Source organism: Rosistilla ulvae (assembly GCF_007741475.1).
Lineage (GTDB): Bacteria > Planctomycetota > Planctomycetia > Pirellulales > Pirellulaceae > Rosistilla > Rosistilla ulvae.
In genome coordinates this window covers 3,979,373-3,998,582 of the sequence record NZ_CP036261.1, presented here as the reverse complement: position 1 = coordinate 3,998,582, position 19,210 = coordinate 3,979,373, and the positions used below count along the sequence as shown (strand labels likewise).

At 54.1% G+C, this 19,210-nt stretch carries 11 protein-coding genes; 1 reads left to right on the top strand and 10 read right to left on the bottom strand.

Annotated elements, in window-relative coordinates:
• Positions 1 to 68: 68 nt before the first annotated feature.
• From EC9_RS14075 to EC9_RS14035, 9 genes are all read right to left on the bottom strand, one after another.
• Positions 69 to 848, bottom strand: a complete 780-nt coding sequence (locus EC9_RS14075) for a hypothetical protein (protein ID WP_145346187.1) — start codon at positions 846 to 848, stop codon at positions 69 to 71.
• A gap of 283 nt (positions 849 to 1,131) precedes the next feature.
• The gene (locus EC9_RS14070; protein WP_145346185.1) at positions 1,132 to 3,681 is read right to left on the bottom strand and encodes a bifunctional serine/threonine-protein kinase/formylglycine-generating enzyme family protein; all 2,550 of its coding nucleotides are present in this window, start codon (positions 3,679 to 3,681) and stop codon (positions 1,132 to 1,134) included.
• Between the two features lie 84 nt (positions 3,682 to 3,765).
• On the bottom strand, positions 3,766 to 4,392 hold the full coding sequence (locus EC9_RS14065; protein ID WP_145346183.1) for an RNA polymerase sigma factor: 627 nt from the start codon (positions 4,390 to 4,392) through the stop codon (positions 3,766 to 3,768).
• 137 nt (positions 4,393 to 4,529) lie between these two features.
• Positions 4,530 to 6,500 (bottom strand): DUF2779 domain-containing protein, encoded by a 1,971-nt coding sequence (locus EC9_RS14060; RefSeq protein WP_145346181.1) that lies wholly within the window; start codon positions 6,498 to 6,500, stop codon positions 4,530 to 4,532.
• A gap of 133 nt (positions 6,501 to 6,633) precedes the next feature.
• The gene (locus EC9_RS14055) at positions 6,634 to 9,744 is read right to left on the bottom strand and encodes a type I restriction endonuclease subunit R (protein WP_145346179.1); all 3,111 of its coding nucleotides are present in this window, start codon (positions 9,742 to 9,744) and stop codon (positions 6,634 to 6,636) included.
• Positions 9,745 to 9,747: 3 nt separating this feature from the next.
• The gene (locus tag EC9_RS14050) at positions 9,748 to 10,671 is read right to left on the bottom strand and encodes a DUF5655 domain-containing protein (protein ID WP_145346177.1); all 924 of its coding nucleotides are present in this window, start codon (positions 10,669 to 10,671) and stop codon (positions 9,748 to 9,750) included.
• A complete protein-coding gene (locus EC9_RS14045) occupies positions 10,668 to 11,774 on the bottom strand; it encodes a restriction endonuclease subunit S (RefSeq protein WP_218934133.1) in 1,107 nt (368 codons plus the stop codon). Before EC9_RS14045 ends, EC9_RS14050 begins: the two co-directional genes overlap by 4 nt.
• Positions 11,775 to 12,028: 254 nt before the next feature.
• Positions 12,029 to 13,876 carry a type I restriction-modification system subunit M gene (locus EC9_RS14040; protein WP_145346173.1) on the bottom strand — a complete coding sequence of 616 codons (1,848 nt, stop codon included), beginning with the start codon at positions 13,874 to 13,876 and terminating at the stop codon, positions 12,029 to 12,031.
• Between the two features lie 43 nt (positions 13,877 to 13,919).
• Positions 13,920 to 14,126 (bottom strand): MerR family transcriptional regulator, encoded by a 207-nt coding sequence (locus EC9_RS14035; protein WP_145346171.1) that lies wholly within the window; start codon positions 14,124 to 14,126, stop codon positions 13,920 to 13,922.
• Positions 14,127 to 15,066: 940 nt separating this feature from the next.
• Between EC9_RS14035 and EC9_RS14030 the strand changes: the two genes are divergently transcribed.
• Positions 15,067 to 16,686: a hypothetical protein gene (locus EC9_RS14030; RefSeq protein ID WP_145346169.1), complete on the top strand. Its 1,620-nt coding sequence runs from the start codon at positions 15,067 to 15,069 to the stop codon at positions 16,684 to 16,686.
• Between the two features lie 381 nt (positions 16,687 to 17,067).
• Here EC9_RS14030 and EC9_RS14025 read toward each other — a convergent pair whose 3' ends face one another.
• Positions 17,068 to 19,173 (bottom strand): ATP-binding protein, encoded by a 2,106-nt coding sequence (locus tag EC9_RS14025; RefSeq protein WP_145346168.1) that lies wholly within the window; start codon positions 19,171 to 19,173, stop codon positions 17,068 to 17,070.
• Positions 19,174 to 19,210: the final 37 nt, after the last annotated feature.

Genomic DNA, 19,210 nt, shown 5'->3' with positions numbered 1-19,210 from the left:
GTAGCATGCTCACGCCGCCATTTTGATGGACTATTTCCAACGGTTTAACAAAGTTCCCGAGTGTAATCTTACAAGGAATATAGTCGAAAAGAATCAAACTTCCTTTCCTGTCTGACGTCAAACTCGGACTCGAGTGCACTGAGAACCGCGAGCCCATTCTGAGAGAGATCGTTTTTGTCTGTCCCGAATGGTGCACTGAAAGCGACATAAGACTTGGAAGACTTTCCGTAATGGGCTTCGACGATTTCAGATCGAACAAGGACTTTATCACCCATTCGAATCTGCTTGAAAACGGAATCAGGAATATCGTCACCGCAAATGAAATCAAATACCTGTCCCTCAGAGCCGTAGGTGTTGTAGAGTTCAGGAACGAACACTCTGATGTAGTCGACCTTCTTGGAGGACAAGAAACCCGTTGATATATCCTTGCTACCAAGTTCAGCAACCTCAAATTCCCAAACAACTACTTCCCCAATCACATTCTTTTCTAGAAATGACTGAAGCTTTGCGTTTTGCTCCTTCTGAACAGCAGGATTCCCACTGGCGACCGCTCTTACCAGGTGGTTGCCGAGACACACATCAAGTGCGATGTGAGTTCGTTCACGGCTCGTTGAATCCAGTTGAATCGGAGCAGCAAAAAGTTCCTCAGCGGTTCTGGAAAGCTTTTCTTCCGCTCTGGCAACAGCTTTTGCCCGTTCGTATTTGCACACGCTATACATGAAGACAACACCGAACAACATCGAAAACATTATCACTATCGCGGTGCTTCCCGAACGACAGCCGTGGGGCACTGTTTCAAAACACTTTCTTGAATCACTCTTGGCAAAGCCCCGTTTTGACAATTTCATGTTCAGTTTTTTCTGCTGAATGCGGGTAATGAAGAAGCGTTTTTTTTCGCTTTACACCCATCCATATCGGAACGGCGTAACACCGAAGCGAGCAAGCTGATGTTTTGTGGTTCCATGCAGCCCCCAGCACATCCGACACACCCAGCACGCAACTGGGACTTGTGCCGCAGGGAGCCGTCTCGCTTCGCCCCCATACCTATCGCGGGGGCGTAACACGGATGCCGCAAGAAATCCCGAAATCCCAGAAACGCCGGAACATCGCGGCTTTTCGATTTCGCGTGGGCTACCGAGCAGGTAGCTCGATCACGGGCCGCAAACCGATGTTGCCGCTGCGAGTGTCGGGCTCATGGCTCTGTCGCCAGTAAGACGTCGCAGAGAACGGAGGATTGGAATAGCCGCCGCCACGGATGACCTTGCGTGAGCCTTCGGCAGGTCCTTTGGGGTCATTGTTGCCAGAAAATGCGTAGTAATCAGGCGAGAACCAGTCGGAACACCACTCGGAGACGTTTCCGTGCGTGTTGTGGAGCCCAAATGGATTTGGTGCGAATGCATCAACGGGCTCCAGCGTCAATTTGCGACCACTGATCCTCAAGCTGGCCTGGCTCGGTTCAATCTGGTCACCGCTCCAGAAACGAGACGTCGTTCCAGCTCGGCAGGCGTACTCCCATTCGGCTTCGGTTGGCAGACGCAGTTTACCGCCCGTCGGAATGTTCGTACCGGACTGGGTCAACCGATTGCAGAAATCAACGCAAGCTTTCCAGGGAATCTGCGTGGCCGGGAATGTGGTTCCATCGCCCGTGACCGGTGTCAGTCCGCCTCCCATGACATCACGAAACTGCTGCTGCGTCACTTCGTAGCGACTGAGATAGAATGGCTGAGCGATCGTGACCCGATGAGCAGGTCGACTGGACTCAGCCCATTCCGGCTTGTTGCCAGCCATCAGAGACAGCGATGCTGGCATGCCCATCTCAAAGGTACCCGGCGGTATCAAAACAAACTCCAGTTCAAAATCCGGATTTTGGCCTGTTACAACGGTGAGAGTTTCAGCCAGCCCCAAAGACTCACTCCACGCCTGGCGGCTCGTGCGAATGTCGGTCGCGGAGAATGGTGCCGAAAGCGTCTTGGAATCGGCGGGGGTCATCATTGCCGGTGCAGCATTGGCCATCTTGCCGGACATCGGGGCCGTGCTTCCAGCTTCAGTTGGTCTGGTTCCTGGATCGGAGGGGATCTCCATCTCTTTCGGCCTGAGCGGTTGCTTGGCAACGCCCGCAACGCCAATGGGCTCGAAGCCCTTATTTCCCCCTGAGCGATCTTCGATCCGAACAGTCAGTTGATCTCGGCCCGTGACTGTGATGCTGGTCGGATTTAGTTGCCGATTATCGGGGCCTTCGAGTGACAGTTCATAGGTCCCCCGATCAACGACAAACTTTGGCTGATCGCCAAGCTCAACAGACCGAACCTTCCCGTCTTCACTGGTGATTTGAATGATGTCGCCGGGTTGATGGTTCTCGACCCGAACCGTCGCCTGTTGGTCGGTTTTGAAGGTGATTTGAAACGCACCAAATCCCGCGACTCCGACCAGCAAGACAGCGATGATCGGCCACCCGACGCCGCGACGCTTCGGCTGTGCCTGGGTTCTTGCTTCAGTTGTTGGAGCCGACGACGGCTCGCGTGGATTCGCTGTTTTCTTTCTCGGGCGTTCGACAACTGGTGAAGGCTTCGGTGGGTCTGGCGGTGCTCGTTTGTCGGTTGCCGGTTCCAATGGTTCGATCGACTCCTGCAACTGCTCGAGCTGAACGATGACCGCGTAGACGCTTTGTAGGCGAGCGGTCGGCTCTCGCTGAGTCAATCGTTCGGCGAGTGCGGTGAGCTTCTGAACAAGCTCGGCTTGCTTCGCTTCTGCGAACACTTCCGGCAGCTTACTGAGTAAATACTTCAGCACACGGCCCACAGAGTAAATATCAGAACGATTGTCGACGGTGCCTGCCCCGTAGGCCTGTTCGGGTGACATATAGCCGACCGTTCCGCCCCCGACTCGACTCGCTGATTTGCCGGAGTCGGCGGCCACGGCCAGACCGTAGTCGATCAGTTTGATCGTGCCATCGGTCAGCCGCATGATGTTCGCAGGTTTGACATCCCGATGGATAAATCCTTTGCCGTGCAGTTGCTCCAGGGCACGGCAAGTGCCGAGTACTGCGTCAGCGATCTCGCTGGGCGTCTTGATCTGTCCCTTGCTGGCGAGCTGCTGGAGGGATTCTCCGTCAAGCAACTCCTGAGCCAGGAACAGGTATCCATCATGTTCCCAAGCGTCGTAGGCCCGGACCAGGTTGGGGTGTTCCAGCTGACCGGCGGTCTCCATTTCCCGGAGGAAGTGTTCGTGTGAAACGGGATCGTCCTGCCGGTACCCTCGAATCACTTTCACGGCGACGGGGCGTTTCAGCCGCACATGCCGACCCTCGTAAACCTCTCCCATACCGCCATAAGCAATCAGCCGCAGGACCTCGTACTGTCCCAGTTGGCAAGGCACGGTCAGCGTGAGTCGCCGGTCTTTGGACTCCAGCACCGGTGCGAAAAACCCCAACACGGAGTTTGCCGTCTCCTTGAGAGTTTCCGCTTCAATCGCGGTTCGGGCTTTTTCCAGATCATCAGGACTGACCCCAACCAATTGTTTCGCGAATGCGTCAGGCGGATCTTCGATTTTAGAGAGCGAATCCTGGCACTTCCCGCATATTTCGACATGATCGCAGACGGATTCCAGCCGCTCCCCCGGTAAGTTGCCGTGGGTCAGGCGGATGAGCTCCTCTTGCGTTGGGCAACTTGCGATTTCGGCCATGATTGCTGTACCAAATGATTCGTTTTGAGTCCGGGCATGCTCCTTCGGATGAATATCGGAAGGGCGTAACACCGAACATCCGCATTATAAATCTTCGCTGGTTTCATCGATCATCAAGTCTCGAAGCCGCTTCAGTACACGCTGTTTGGCAACCCGCACCGCAGCGGTCGTTACATCGAACTGTTTGGCAATCTCGGATGTCGGGACTTCCTCGACGGTGGTCAGCCAGAACATCTGCCAGGTCTTTTCGGCGGTCGATTGCCGAACCAACTCCAACGCCCGGGCTTTCACTTCTTCGAGTGCTTGCTGTTCGCCTTCGATTTCGTCGGCGTCCTTTTGATCTTGAGAAACGACTTGGTTGAGCACTTCCTGGGGAACGCCCTGATCCTCTGGCCGTGATCGGAAGTAATCCGCAACCCGTCGCTGAACGATGGTGCGAAGCCAGCCACGGAACTTGCCTTTGGCGGCATCACGCTCGAAATTCCCGATGCTCCTGCAGATCTCGTAAAAGCTTTCCTGCAGGATGTCGTCCTCTGCCGCTGACGGAATATTCTTTTTGCGGATCCAGAACTTCAGTAGCGGCGTGTAGACCAGCACGAAGCTATTCCACCGCTCCTCCGAGACCTCCTTCAAGTCGAAGATCATGCTGGAACGCGTCGCCAGTTCCGACCGGGGCTGGGATGGTGGACTGGAAGGCTCTTCGGGTTTCATGGCTCGTTCTCTCAATCAAATCGCAATTTTCTCAGTGTTACTCAGTGGTTGCTACTTTGCCTGCTCCGACCTTCCCTTTGACGAAATGACGATCGTTGCGGGCCAGACCGATCTCACTAACTCCACAAGGCAACACTTCAGCGTGGATGGTTCCGCCACGATTCGACAATCATAACCATCGCAAGCGTGTCCAGTTCGCAGTACTTGAGTAAGCCCTGCTCAACCTTTTTTCGATATCCCTGCGGAAGCGTCTCTTGCTGCAGGCGGAGGTAGGCAGCCATTGCAGCTCCGCCGCCACGAATGTCTTCGTCAGTCCAAAATTCGTTCCATGTCTCTCTGTCAATATCATCGAAGACCGCAGGAAGCAGCTCATAGGGATCGATGACGGTATCCTCTCTAAATTGAATCCATGTCTGCCTGGAGAAGTTCTGGCTGGAACGGGAATCAACCTCATATCCGTAAATTGGATACGAGTACTTTTCTTGAAGGAACGCGGAGTCGGTTAAAACAGCGGGCAGAACGTACTTGATCGACTGGGATCCCCTCATTCTCGGGTGGTAATAGTGGCGAGCGACAAGCTCTCTCAGGTCGACCATATCTCGATCGCCTACCGTCCATGGATTCGGATGAGACCGGGTTGGTCGGGAGACCGAACAGGCGAAGTTCCGCAGCTCTTCATAATCACTTTCGTGGCGACCGAACTCGTCTAATTGCTCAACGATGTGATTGAGAATCGTATTCTCGTGAGCGGCATATCGGAAAATCGTTCCGTTATCCCCATCCAACGAAGACTTTAGATTCCGAAGGAAATCGAAGTTGGGAAATGCTCCGAGTTCGGAATTCAGGTATTGGCCGGTATGGGAAACGCTTCCGTCTTCGCCAAGCGTATGGTGCGAAAATTGAAACGCTAGGCTCTGGTAAGGCCGCAAGCCCCGGTGGAGCGGGACGGCCGGGGCCGCCGTCTCGAAGTCGATGAAATGCAGTGGGAATCTCCAGGTTCTGCTTACTTCCGCTAGCCCTTCAGTGTCGACAAAGGCATTGCTGCTGCTCGACTTAAGAGAATTCAGTCGAACCCGCTGCATCTCTTTTGGGTGCAATCCGGGTTTCGCGTCTGTCTCGAAATCGAGATCGTCTTCGGTCAGATCCTCGAGTGCGATGCGACGTTGATCGATGAATTCCTGAGCTCGCCGAAAATTGTTAAGGTCAAAGACCGTCGGGCGGTCAAAGTCAGCGTCTGACCAGCCGAGTACTTCTGACCAGCATTCCCGGAAACCGTCTTGTCGGTCGTTGTCGGATTGCTGCTGTGTGCAGCGAAATTCGCAATCGCGGCAGTGAACTCCAATTTCTGGAGTGACTTTCGTGTCACGTGAGTAGTTATCCGCGAGCCAACGGACGTACTGTTCAAAGTCACGACCGCCGAAGTCGTCGCTGCACAATTCGTCAATGTGTCCGTCGACCCTTCGTCGCTTCAGGATTTCGCGGCAAATCGAGCCCGCAGGGTCATCGCCAACGAATACGCAGGAAGTTCGCGAGCCATCGCTTTCGATTTTGAACAGTCGGTGCAAACCATCGACGGTGCATTCCTCGGTTTTATCAACGCACATCAACCACGATGAAACAGTAAACGTGGGGAACGCCTGCTGGAAGATGAGACGCTGAAAAGCGACGTCGAGCAAGTATTTCTTCCAGTCAGAGAGGACGCCACCTCGGGTGCCCCGAAACGGATCACTGTCATTTCCATCGATCGACTTGGCCTTTACTTCGATCAGCTGGAGCTCGTTTCCTTTCTTAACCAATACGTCGATTCGGCAGAACAGATTCTCGTAAGCGACTGCGGCCTCAAAGATCACGACATCGTTCTGAAGAAGAAGTTGGCTGGTTTCCTCCAGTGCCGTGTCATAATTCAAGGTTGAAACGTCATGGCCGCCCGGGAAATAGAGCTTTGCGAGTTCACCGACAATCATCCCGCCTTCCGCGAGGCTCTGAAGAAACTCATCCGCCTCTCGTGAGTTGGCATACTCAGGTTTCTTCGTGTAGAAGAGCTTGGTTGGGCATCCGTGGCCAAGGATGAATCGAGATTTGGTCAGGTAACGTGTCATGAGTTCCATGTTCTCTATTATTGAGTCATCTAACGCTTCGTTGTCTCGTTGAATCACAAGAGCTTTTCGATACGAACCCTGAACGATTCGTCGGTTCGATTGGGCTTGAGACGGCAAATTGGAATGCTTGCCTAGCTTCAAATCACGCTCCTATCGCTCGGGATTTGAGTTTTTCATACAGCCCCAACTGATTCAGCATCAGCCCTTTCAGGCTTTCGCGGATTTCGGCTGAGTTCAATGCTTTGCTGCTCAGGTCGACCTGCACGTCCATCGCGTCGATGATCGCATTCATGATCTCGTTGGTCAGATCTGGCGAGTTCGCGAACTGCTCTTTTGAATTGTTGGCAGCCTGTTGCTGAAGGACCGTCGATTCTAGGACCTTCTCGTTGAGTGTCGTCGCGTGAGACAACTGGTCGCCGTCGGTCGTGTCCGTTCCGTAGATCTCATTCAGTTTGGAAATGATCTCGGTCAGATAGGCCTTTTGTTTTTCACGGATCGCACCGCTGCCGATTTCGGTCAGCGGGTTCAGCTTGGGGGCATCTTTGTCGGACAGTCCGAGATTCCGCTTGCCGCGATTGCTAAGTTTGTGATGAGTGAGTGTCACTTCCGACAAATCGACGCCCTCTCGTTCGCGACCAAACTTCAATAGCCGGACCAGCTGTTTGAAGAAGATGGCCCGCTTTTCGAAGTCCGTGTTGCCGTAGTCAAAGATCTGCGACAGAAACGTGTACGCTCTCAGATACGTCAACACGTCGCCACGAAACAGAATCAGTGCATCCATCGTATCCTTGGCGGCCTGAATCGCTTTCTCGTCCTTATGTTCGACCGCTTCCGCATGAGCCGACTTGGCCGCAGAGAACCTCTTCAGCAATCGACCGGCAACCGGCGTGATCGCCGCTTCCAGTTGTTTCTGTTTCGCGTTCGGATCGAGCACCACGTTGACGACGCGGTCGATTTCGTATTCGTCGTAGAAACCTAACGCATCCAGCTTCGTCCGAAGGTCGAGGATGATGTTGGGGTCGGTGGCGTCCGAAAGCTGTGCGGTCGTGAAATACGTTTTGAACGCATCGAGGACTTCCCCCGGTTCATTCACGAAGTCGAGCACGTAGGTATCGTCCTTGCCGGGATAACACCGGTTGAGCCGGGACAGAGTCTGCACGGCCTGAATCCCGGCCAGTCGCTTATCGACGTACATGCCGCACAGCAGCGGCTGATCGAATCCGGTCTGAAATTTGTTGGCGACCAACAGAATTTGGAATTGGTCATCCTTGAAGGCCTCAGCGATGTTGCGACCCTTCAGGTCCGAATTTAGTTGTGTGCTGGTTTCCTTGAATGGTTCTGGGCCCGATTTCTTGTCATTCACTTCGCCGGAGAACGCAACGAGAGTTTGCAGTGGGTAGCCTTTTTCCTTGATGTACTTGTTGATCGCCAGTTGCCAGCGAACCGCTTCCAGTCGGCTGCTGGTCACCACCATCGCTTTGGCTCGACCTTCGAGCAACGGAGCAACGGTCTCGCGGAAGTGCTCGACGACGATCTGGACTTTCTGAGCGATGTTGTAGGGGTGCAGCCGAACCCAATTCATCAGCCCCTTCACCGCGGTGCTGTGTTCGACTTCGGTGTCGTCGAATTCCTTGCCCGCGTTGGCTAGTTTGAAAGCTAGCTTGTAGGTCGTGTAATTCTTCAGCACGTCCAGGATGAAGCCTTCTTCGATCGCCTGCCGCATCGAATAGACATGGAATGGAGTGGGGAGATTGTCTTCGGTCGATGGCTGTGTAGGATCGGGGCGACGACCGAATAGCTCCAGCGTCTTCGCCTTCGGAGTCGCGGTGAAGGCGACGTAGGTGATCCCCGTATCAGCAGCACGGGAGGCCATTTGTTCGGCCAGAATGTCTTCGCTGCTGATCGCTCCGCCGTCTTCGAGTTCCTGTTGTTCTTCGGCAGACAGCAACATCTTCAGTTTCGAAGCCGCTTCGCCAGTCTGCGAACTGTGGGCTTCATCCGCGATCACCGCAAATCGTTTGTTCTGCGTCGCGGCCAGTTCACGCACGGCCTGTAACGCAAACGGGAATGTCTGGATCGTGCAGACGACAATCTTCTTGTCACCCGACAAAGCATCTGCCAACTCGGCACTCTTGCTCCCCTGGTCGCCTTTGATAATCGCCACCACACCCGCAGTTCTTTCAAACCCACGAATGGCGTCCTGAAGCTGTCCGTCGATCACTCGGCGGTCCGAAACCACCAGCACGGTATCAAAGACCTTCTTGTCGTTTGCATCGTGCAGATCAGCCAGAAAGTGAGCGGACCACGCGATCGAATTGGTTTTGCCGGAGCCTGCCGAATGCTGGATCAGGTATTTCTCACCGGCACCTTCGGCCAAGACAGCCTGCTGAAGTTTGCGAGTGGCATCGAGTTGATGGTAGCGAGGAAAGATCAGCTTGGTGATCTGCTTCTTCTCGTCCTTTTCAGCCACCATGTAGCGACCGAGGATCTCCAGCCAGCCGTCGCGATCCCAGACCTGTTCCCAGAGATACGAGGTGCGGTAGCCATCGGGATTCAGCGGATTGCCAGACGCTCCGTGGTCGCCCAAATCAAACGGCAGAAAATGAGTGCCGAAGCCTGCCAGCTTGGTTGTCATCTTCACACGGCTGCTGCTGACGGCGAAATGCACCAGGGCACCCGAAGGAAACGACAGCAGCGGTTCCGCAGACTGTCCTTTGGGCAGGGGGTTACGGTCCTTCTTGTACTGGTAGACCGCGTCGTCGATGCTTTGGGTGTTGTCCGTCTTGATTTCGACCGTTGAGACCGGAATCCCGTTCAGGAACAGCACCAAGTCAATGTTGTTCTTGTTGTGCAGCGAGTCACGCACCTGCCGGACGACTCGCAGTCGGTTGGCGGCGTACCGCTTCATGATGTCCGGGTTCATCGCCAGAGCGGGCTTGAACTGAGCCATCCGCAGCGGCTTGCGAAGCCCAAGCACGTCGAACCCGTTCCGAATCACGTGCAACGTGCCGCTCTTGTTGAGCGAGTCGCGAAGCCGCTTCAGGAGAATGGCTTCGGCAGAGGCCCCGTGGTTCTTGGTCAGCGTGGCCCAAGCATCGGGATCGGTTTCCTGAACCCAGGCCAAAACATCGGTGGGAAAGAGAGCGAGCTTGCGATCGTAGTCGGCAGCGTCCTCTTTGGCGTACAGCCAGCCGTGTCCCGCGAGGTGGTCGCAGATGTCGTTTTCGAATTCGATTTCGTTGTGGAGTGCCATCGATCACGACCCCTCATAACTGGCTTGCATCAAAGGCAGGGCCTTCTCCAGGTCCGCGTGGCTTCGAATAGTGACTTCCAGATCACCAGTTCCCCAATGTCCGATATTTCGAACATCACGTGTAAAGCCTTCTTGCAGATCGATCGAATCAGGATTGACTTTGATGTAGCAGATGAGACTGCCAGCTCCGGCCCGAACTTCGACGCTGACAAAATTTTTCAGCCTCTTGAATGCCACGTAGAGCTTGAGGGTTTTGACCTGAACATCGTCGCCAAAACCAAGACAGGTTGCTTTCAATGCTTCGTAAAGATCGATCAAATCAGGCGAAGCATCACCCAGCTGTTCCGTGACAGTTTTGTCCTTCTGTTTTGTTTTCGTCTTTCCAACGACAACAATTGGATCGACATCGACAGGGGAAGTCGCCTGAACCGCGTTTACCAGCTCTAGCAGCAAAAACTCTTCACCGAATCGCAGGTATCGAAGCAGCTCGATGTTTCGATTCATTTGCTTAACGGCGTGACCATCGTACTTTGTGAAGTCACCTGCAATGCACAAGAGCCGAGGGCTGGACCATTCGATTGTGCTTGCTGCTTCCTGGCCCAGGGTTTTAAGAACGAGCAACTCAAACTCGCCTTTGTGATCAAGCAACCAATCGAGGTAGAACAGCCCCTGATTGATCACGTTTTCATTGCTAGCTCGTTTGTATTCGATGATGCATGGGCAGCCGTTTTCATCAATTCCCAGTGTGTCGATCCTGCCACCGTGCGTCTTACCGGTGGAGTGCTCGCTGGCGAGAAACCGAATGCCAAGGAATACATCGAGGTGCTTCTCGATCAGCGTTTGCAGGGACTTTTCCAGTGCAACAGATTGCCCCTCAAGCAAGGTGACACCGCTGCCATTGGTGCGAAACAGTTTGATGTCGCTCACGCCATCGCCTCCTCGGATGCAAATCCTCGAACGTCGATCTTGCCGGTGACGGCAGCGGAGATGAGGGCGGTGCGGCGTTCTTGGAGAAGTTCGATGGCTCGTTCGGCTTCCGCTTCGAGTGAGTCAAACTCACCAAGTCGTTCTCCAAGATAGTCGGATATCTCTTGTTGCTCCGATGTTGGCGGCTTGGTGATGCGGTAGTTGCAAATTGTCCCGACATTCACATGGGGGGATGCCGCACCAACGGTATCAACGTCACCCTGTCGGTAGACATTCTTGGAATTCAAGTGCCACATTAGAAAGCGAGCGTCGAACTTGGCGTTTGCTCGAAACTGCATCATGCGTTGGCCGAGGCAAAACCTGTCATTTGCCGTCACCAGAGCAGCGTGTCCCCATCGACCACCTTCTCGACTGTAGACAATGTCGTTTTGCAAAACTGGCTCTCGACGAATCCTGTGGTGGTACTCGTACTCATCGACTCGCTTCATTATTTCGGGAAACAATTTGCCATCGTCGAGATCAGAAGTACGGATCGCCAGAAAATCACCGTCATCGTTGTACGTTGGCGTGTCGTGCGGACAATCCACGATTCTGGATGTCGCGTGCTTCAGTCGAGACACCTCCCAATGTTGCGGGACATCGCCGAGCCATTGGATGCCGGAGGGTTTCAGGGGGGCGTTGGGGTTCAGGCCTTTGGTGACCGCGTGACTGATGACCGCCTGACGCTTTTCCGCAAGCAACTGGGTCAAACGACGCTGCTCCGACACCAAACCGTCGATCTTCGACGTTTCTACATCGAGGAACGACGAGATCGCCTTTTGCTCGTCTTCGGGCGGGAACGGTGCTCGCTCATCGAGATACTGAGACTGATCGAGGTTCTGAATTCCCGACGTTTGTTTGATTGACCGATAGTTGAGACGTACTGAGTACGCCGCTGCGTGGCAGTATCGCCAATACGAAGGAACCATACCCTCCGCGAGTTCCATCTTGGCAACGAAGTTGGAGCAAACGGCTGGCTCGTCGTGGTTATAGAGCACGACGAATCCGACTGGCTGTAAGTCACCACCGCCTGACTTTTCCAAGAGCAGATTTCCATTCGACAACGTTCGCTCGCTCCGTTCACTCTCCGTCACGTTGCGAACCGTCGGGATGTCGTCGCAGACCGAAAGTTGTTCTCGGTCAAAGTCAGCGACTCGCACGCACGGAATATCGTTCTCGTCGCCTTTCGCCTCGCTGCCCCAAATTCCGTTCCTGCAACTTACAGTGGACCGTTTGAATCGGTCGATGTCCCAGTGTTCGGGGACTTCGCCAAGCCATTCGACGCCGCTGTCTTCGTACTCGTCGTAAGCCGGAAAACTCATTGCGAAAGCTCCCCGATCATTTCGACGATCCGATCCGTCACCCCTTTCAATTCCGTGTCGATCTCATCCAACTCACGCGGCGGTTTGAACACGTAGAAATGGCGGTTGAACGGAATCTCGTAGCCGATCTTCGTCTTGTCGTGGTCGATCCATGCGTCGGGAACGTGCGGCACGACTTCTCGCTGGAAATACTCGTCCACATCTTCGCCCAGCGGAACCTCTTCGCTGTCTCGCAGTTTGGAGTCGGGCTTGGGCTGGCCTTTCCGTTTACCTCGCGTTTCGAGGACGGGGTTGCCGTCGTCATCAAGTAGCGGTCGCTCGACCGAGATCGTCTGGTAGCCAAAGTCGGTCGTCTTGAATATGCGGCTGATCGGGATGGCTGTGAGCGGCAAGGCGCTAGCCGCCGGTGTTTTGGGTTTGCCGTTTGACGATGCTGAAGAACCCGCGGCTAGCGCCTTGCGGCTCACGCGCTTGCCGGTTTTTTCGTCGATCCAAACTTCTTTGGCTTCCCCGAACAGACGTGTGATCTCGTCGATGTGGTCGCTGGAAAGTTCCTTGCGTTTGCTGCCGAGACTTTTCCGCATCTTCTGCCACATCGCACTGGCGTCGATCAACTGCACTTTGCCCTTGCGGCTGGCGGGCTTGCGGTTGGTCACGATCCAGATGTAAGTGCTGATGCCCGTGTTGTAGAACATGTCGGTCGGCAAACCGATGATGGCTTCCAGTAAATCGTTCTCCAGCACGTAACGGCGAATCTCGCTTTCCCCGCTGCCTGCGTTGCCGGTGAACAGGGGCGAGCCGTTCAAGACGATGCCAAAGCGACTGCCTCCGTCTTTGGTCGGTCGCATCTTGGAAATCAGATGCATCAGGAACAGCAGCGAACCATCGCTGACTCGCGGCAGGCCGGGGCCGAAGCGACCGTTGAAGCCGTCCTGCTCATGCTCCTTTTTGATTTCCTTCTGGATCTTCTTCCATTCGACGCCAAACGGTGGATTGGAAAGCATGTAGTCAAACTGCTTGCCCGATAGACCATCGTCGGACAACGTGTTGCCGTGGATGATGTTGCTGATATCCTGACCCTTGATCAGCATGTCAGCTTTGCAGATGGCGTAGGACTCGCCATTGAGTTCTTGACCGTACATCACCAGCCGAGCGTCCGGGTTCTGACCGCTCAGATGATCCTCGGCGACCGATAACATGCCGCCCGTTCCAGCAGTCGGATCGTACAGCGAACGGACAATGCCGGGCTTGGTCAGGGCGTCGTCGTCTTCGATGAACAGCAGATTGACCATCAGCCGAATAACTTCGCGTGGAGTAAAATGTTCTCCGGCGGTTTCGTTGGAGAGTTCGGCAAACTTGCGGATCAGTTCTTCAAAGACGTGCCCCATTTGCTCGTTGCTGACAACTTCGGGATGCAGATCGATATTGGAGAACTTTTCGGTGACCAAATACAGCAGATTGGCTTTGTCGAGACGCTGTACCTGCGTGTGGAAATCAAAACACTCGAAGATGTCCCGCACTGCCGGTGAGAAGGCGTCGATGTAGGAGAACATGTTCTCGGCGATGTTGTCCTGATCGCCCATCAGCTTTTTGATGTCCAGTGGCGACGTGTTGTAGAACAGCAGGCCGGACTTCTTCAGCAGGAACGGCTCGGGGTTAATCCCGGCGTCCTCGCGTTTTTGTTTTTCCTTAAGGACCGCCTCTTTGGTCGGAGCCAGTACGCAGTCCAATCGACGCAACACCGTGAACGGTAGGATGACCTTCCCGTACTCGGACTGCTTGTAGTCACCCCGCAGCAGATCCGCGACCGACCAGATAAAAGAAGAAAGGTTGTGTTGGCTCATATGTCAGTTGCTTCGTGCATCCAATAGTGATCATTGCTTCGCGTCAATTCGCTTTCCGCGACACCGGTTTCGCCACCGAGTCGAGGAACTTCTGCAGGTCCTTCCGTCGAAACAGCCGGTATCCATTCGCCGGATTGACCTGCACCGGGACCTTCCCCAGCTTGGCCCACGTTCGCAGCGTATTCTGCGAAACGCCTAAGAATTCTGCCGCCTCTGCCGTCATCAAATAGTCATTCAATTTTTCAGTCATCTCGTTCCCCTCGGAATAAAGGGAGACTGTCCTGTTCTGTGTCCCCCAAAAGGGTAGCAAAGTCTGCAGCCGAATGCATCTAGGGAGAGAGCCGGATGGAGTGGGCTTTCAATTCCGGATTTTAAGGCGGCAGGCTTTTGGCCCCAGCACAGGCCCACACACCCGACACGGCAGTCACGCGAGCTGCTTTAAACCTGCAAAAGACGGCATCAACGCGAAGGATTCGGTCGTGAAGGCCAGTTCGTGTTACGGGGTCGCGATATTCATCCAGTGAGTCCGGGGAAGACAGCTTTAGCCTTCTACCGGTCGCCCGTGCGGATGCGAAAGGGGCCTGGGAAACGAAGCCTGCGTGGTTTTCATTTGCCTTAGGAACCCGACACACCCAGCACAGCTGACACGCCAGTTTGGCGGGACTCGATTGGCAATCCCCAGAACCCCAAGCAGAAGGAGGAACGACGGTGACCGAGATGTTGTTCAGGCCAAGACGGATTGAACATCATCGAGCCCTTTGAGCTGAAGGGCACTTCGAGCGGTTCCGTCCATGCAGCCCGGACGGAGCCCGCACTGCGAACACTGGCCAAGTGGTTGGTGATCACATCGGAGAAGGGCTCACACTACCTGTCACGGCATCCGCTGGCCATGAAACCGTGATGGGCGGCACGTTGGAGTCATCATTAGGAAGAATCCACTGCCAAAAGCGATCCAGGCTCACGCCTGATTGCTCCTCGAGTCGCCTCGTTGGCGACAACAGCTTTCGAGGGTTCCAAGGAGGGAAGGACCAGTTTGTGTGTGGTGTTGGCCACGTTGTCTTGCCACCGAAATCCCACGACCCAATCACAAGGTGCAACAGATGATTCTTGCAGTGAACGCAACGTCGCTTTGTTGTGCAGGGTGTGATGGGTATGTGGGGACAAATGATCCTTCACGAAAAGGTTTTTCAATGATTTCCAAAGTAACGAATGAGGCACCAAATGACTCGAAAATGTTTTGCGGCCTGAATGGCTGTCCGCAGGTGTATTGGCACGATGAGTCGCCCGCCTCGGTTAACTTCGAGGTGCTCGGCAGGGCCTTGGCCCTGTCAGGTGATTTGTTCCGGCGATCTGGTCACGACGGTGGACTGTTTCTGGTGCTGCCCGATGGCAGCCCCCGGAGCATCCTGAAGGGCAAACAGCTTTCCGCAGCGATTGTCGATCGCATTGATTTGCATCGGTTCCACAACGAAAAGCAAAAGCCCAGCCGGATTTCTGCCGGGACGCTGGATGAGATACTTCACACCGAAGCGTTCCTGTCCATGTTCGCTCCAGTGGATCGGATTTCGTCGCAGCCCGAGTATCTGCCAGGATTCACACTGACGAATCCCGGCTACAACGACGGCGGCGACGGGCATCGAGTGATCTTTGTTGGTGAGTCAGCTGAACCATCCGGTTCGATGGAACGAATCAACACGTTTCTGGATGTCATGGACTTCGACACGCAGGCCGACCGGGCGAATGCCGTGGCTGGATTGTTGACGGTTGCACTCAGGCACCATTGGCCTGGTGGCAAGCCGATCATTCTGGCAACGGCGTCCAAAAGCCACAGTGGCAAGGACACGGTGCTCGACTTCATCGCAGGACAGACGCCCAAGACGTCCGTTAGCTGGGAGCCAGCTGACTGGGCGACTCAGAAGGCGATCATCGCCAGTCTCAATACGGATCCTTCACTGGGAATGATTCGGCTTGAGAATGCCCGTGTGAACGGAAGCTCGAAGATCGCGTCGGCGTTTGTCGAGCGATTCGTCACGGATCCGGCTCCGACACTGTACTCTCCGGGGTGCGGTTCGGAACCACGTCGAATTCGCAACGAGATCGTGATGTCGATGTCGACCAACTTCGGGGCGTTGTCAGAGGACTTGTTGAACCGGGGACTCCCGATTCACCTCAAGCCCGACGGCAGCATCACGGATCGGCAAGACTCGATCGGGAATCCACGACACCAGTACCTGCCTCGTTATCGTGAAGAGATTGCCGCGGAAGTCCACGGCATGATTGAACGCTGGCGAGCAGTCGGTATGCCGCTGGATGACTCCAGGTATCACCCCTGCACGGAGTGGGCATATGTCATCGGTGGCATCCTGATGGTCAACGGTGTTGAGGGTTTTCTCGACAACTATGCCGACCGTCGCGTCGCCGACGATCCGATTCGCAGCAGAATCGCGGTGTTGGGTTCGCATTTGCTCAACAAATGCTTGCCTATTGGTGAAGTCGTCGGCGAGGTCATTCGACTGGGCCTGATGGACCCACTCGTTCCAAAGAACGAACGCAGTGGTCTCGAAGCCCAGAAGCGTGGACCCGGCAAAGTGCTGAGTGCTCATCTGAACGAAAAGTTTGTCGTGCCTGCCGAGGATGAGGAGGATGAGCGTGTTGTCTTCCGACTGGAGAAGGTGAGGAGGCGGTTTGAGCACGGAAAAGCTGAGTCTCGTTACGGCTTCTTCGTGGTCGAAGAAGCGACACCGGATGACGACGGTCTCGATTGTCCAGACGAGTGGGTGAGCAGAACGGACTATCCGAAGATCGCCTGAGTGTGTGACATCGGTGCCGATGTGGTCAAGGCAAACCTTGGACCACGCCTGTTGGCCCGCTAACTGCGTTCGTTCGTAGTTGGCGGGCCTTTTTCGTTTGGGCTCGCCAGGCCCACTGACAACGACTTAAGCAATTGCTGTAATCGACGGCGTGTCGGGCTCGGTGGTGTGCTTCGGCAGGAACAGCACTTTGCAGCGAAAGAAGACAGCAAACCAAAAAGGTTGATTCGCGAGAAGCTTGGTCGACGGCTCTCGTCTTCCAAACGTATCAAAGTCAGCGATCGGGCTATCGATATTAACGCAGCAACCGAAGTAAGGCCGGAGGCATGTTTAGGGGGGGGGAACTGATTGTCAACTTCAAAGAAAACTTTGTGCAGGTTCCTAGGCTGCCTCTTCATCCGACTCGTCGGCAGACCTCAATTCAATATCGCCATCAATCCCAAGCTTTCGAAAAAACACTTCGTTTCGCTTCTTTGCATCAGCAATTAGCTTTTCAAAAGTAATGATCTGCAAGAGTGCATTTTCACGAGGCATATGCACAGTAAATCCCTGGCCGTCCGGCGATTCAAAATACGTGTATCCAGACATGTACTTAGTTAGATTTTCAACAATATGGCAAATCACGTAGATATGGATGGGAGAATTTTCCTCAATCCGAAACCTGCGGCCAGAATGCATGATGAGTTTGCTTTCGCGGATTTCGCGGATGTATCGCAAAGCTTGAGCAACCGGGTGCTCTTTTTCGTTGTAGTCTTTGCGTTCAGGCTTCTTGAACTCAATCAAAGTCAATGATGAGAAAGGCGGTTGCTTGTCGCCAAAAGCAAAAGTTGCGTCGAACATTTTGTCGTAGGCGATTGCAACATCTGGTCGGTCCTTAGATACGGATCCGTCGAGACCCATGGTCCTAAGCGGAATGTCGGATGCAGCAAACTGCTGAAACGCTAATCGCTCGTCAATTAGCCAAAGATTGGATTCGTCCCATGCAATATCGTTGCTCGTCTGCTTACGAGGGAAAAAAATGTCATGAATCGCATCTTCATCGCGAAATTTTCCGTCACCGTCCTGAGCCATGCTTGCATCAAGAAAGTCAATGACCGCCCTGCGATCCGTTACGTATTCGGCTAACTCATAAACTGCCATTTGCCCCATGTCGCGGATGATCTCGCGATACCCCTCGGTGAACTCCCTTAGTTGGTCCGTGTTTTCGCGAACGGTTTTCGACATTTGTCTAAAACGTTTGCGGATATCCCCCTTCCAGTCACTATAGATACTCCACACCTCTTTATCGAACTCTCGCTCAGACAGGCCGAACGGAATCTGCATCAGATGTTCAATCCGGTGGGTCAACAGCGGCATGTAGGGCAGTTTTTTATTGCAATATTCGATGATTCGCTTCCGATGTTCCGCCTCGAGTGGATCGATGTCGCTCGCCAGAAACTCGCGTCCCGCTTTACTAACCTCATCGACAATCATCTGGATCGTTGGCAGATCGTCCGGAAACAGATCGCCATCCTCCGAGACGTCTTCAAGTGCAAATCCAAGTCTGTCGGGGTTTGCATTGCTGTCGAGCACAAAGCCATTGACAAACGCCACGTAAAAATATCCGCCTTGGGCACTGTCGAGCTTTTTCTTGGTCGGCAGAATTCCCTTTGGAACGTCGTGCTGCGTCACGACACGACCATTGGCACAAAGCATGACCTCATGTTTATCAGCTACTCGCGTTTTGCACTTGCTGTGGGTGATTGAAAGGTCGTGGCCGTTGATTTGTATCGTTTGCTCTTGCTTTCGAATCATGAACTCCTCGCTGCAAAAACGATGCAGGTCAATTTCCCTATCATCCCATTTGTCGGTGATTTCACATGAGATGCCATCATCGACGCTGAAACGCTGGAAAAAGTGTTGAACAAAGCTTCTGGTAATTGCATCGAGGTGCTTCGGTGCCTTTTTTCTATACTTTTGCTCGAAGTGTTTCAGGACAACGATGGTTTCACAATCTGCATCAGCGAAAAATTCGACTGTGTCATCGGAGACGCCCTCGGGCGTTCGGGTGATCGCGAACCTCCTCTGCTTCCATTTGCCCGCCTCTGCAAACGTGCTCGTAACGGTCGCTTCACCGAACGCTTGGAGGTAGCTCAAACGCCCAACACCTTTGCCGCCAAGTCTCCGCTTATGTGAGGTGTAGACGGTCTTAAATGCTTGCCAGTTCTCATCGCGAAATCCAATGCCGTTGTCGATGATCGTCACCCCAGTTAGTTCCGGTGGCGTCGATTGTCCTTTCAGATCACCGGCCTCGATAGTTCGCTGTGAATCATCGCGGTGAATTAGAATGCGGATCTTGCCGCCCGGTGGACCGGTCTCTATCCGCCTGCGTTCTTCGATGGCATTGAAGGCGTTTTCGACGGCTTCAAAAACTGGCTGGAATCGATCGCTCTCCTTGAGCCTGTTCTGTTCCAGGTAGTATCGATAGTCGATTTGCTCGAAGCTCATAGGGATGCCCTGGAGGTGCCCATCAGATGGAAATTAA

Bases quoted from the DNA above. Each gene is read 5' to 3' on its own strand.
- EC9_RS14035 (WP_145346171.1), bottom strand. From the start codon at position 14,126: ATGACTGAAAAATTGAATGACTATTTGATGACGGCAGAGGCGGCAGAA.
- EC9_RS14070 (WP_145346185.1), bottom strand. From the start codon at position 3,681: ATGGCCGAAATCGCAAGTTGCCCAACGCAAGAGGAGCTCATCCGCCTG.
- EC9_RS14060 (WP_145346181.1), bottom strand. From the start codon at position 6,500: ATGGAACTCATGACACGTTACCTGACCAAATCTCGATTCATCCTTGGC.
- EC9_RS14075 (WP_145346187.1), bottom strand. From the start codon at position 848: ATGAAATTGTCAAAACGGGGCTTTGCCAAGAGTGATTCAAGAAAGTGT.
- EC9_RS14030 (WP_145346169.1), top strand. From the start codon at position 15,067: ATGATTTCCAAAGTAACGAATGAGGCACCAAATGACTCGAAAATGTTT.
- EC9_RS14025 (WP_145346168.1), bottom strand. From the start codon at position 19,173: ATGAGCTTCGAGCAAATCGACTATCGATACTACCTGGAACAGAACAGG.
- EC9_RS14055 (WP_145346179.1), bottom strand. From the start codon at position 9,744: ATGGCACTCCACAACGAAATCGAATTCGAAAACGACATCTGCGACCAC.
- EC9_RS14040 (WP_145346173.1), bottom strand. From the start codon at position 13,876: ATGAGCCAACACAACCTTTCTTCTTTTATCTGGTCGGTCGCGGATCTG.
- EC9_RS14065 (WP_145346183.1), bottom strand. From the start codon at position 4,392: ATGAAACCCGAAGAGCCTTCCAGTCCACCATCCCAGCCCCGGTCGGAA.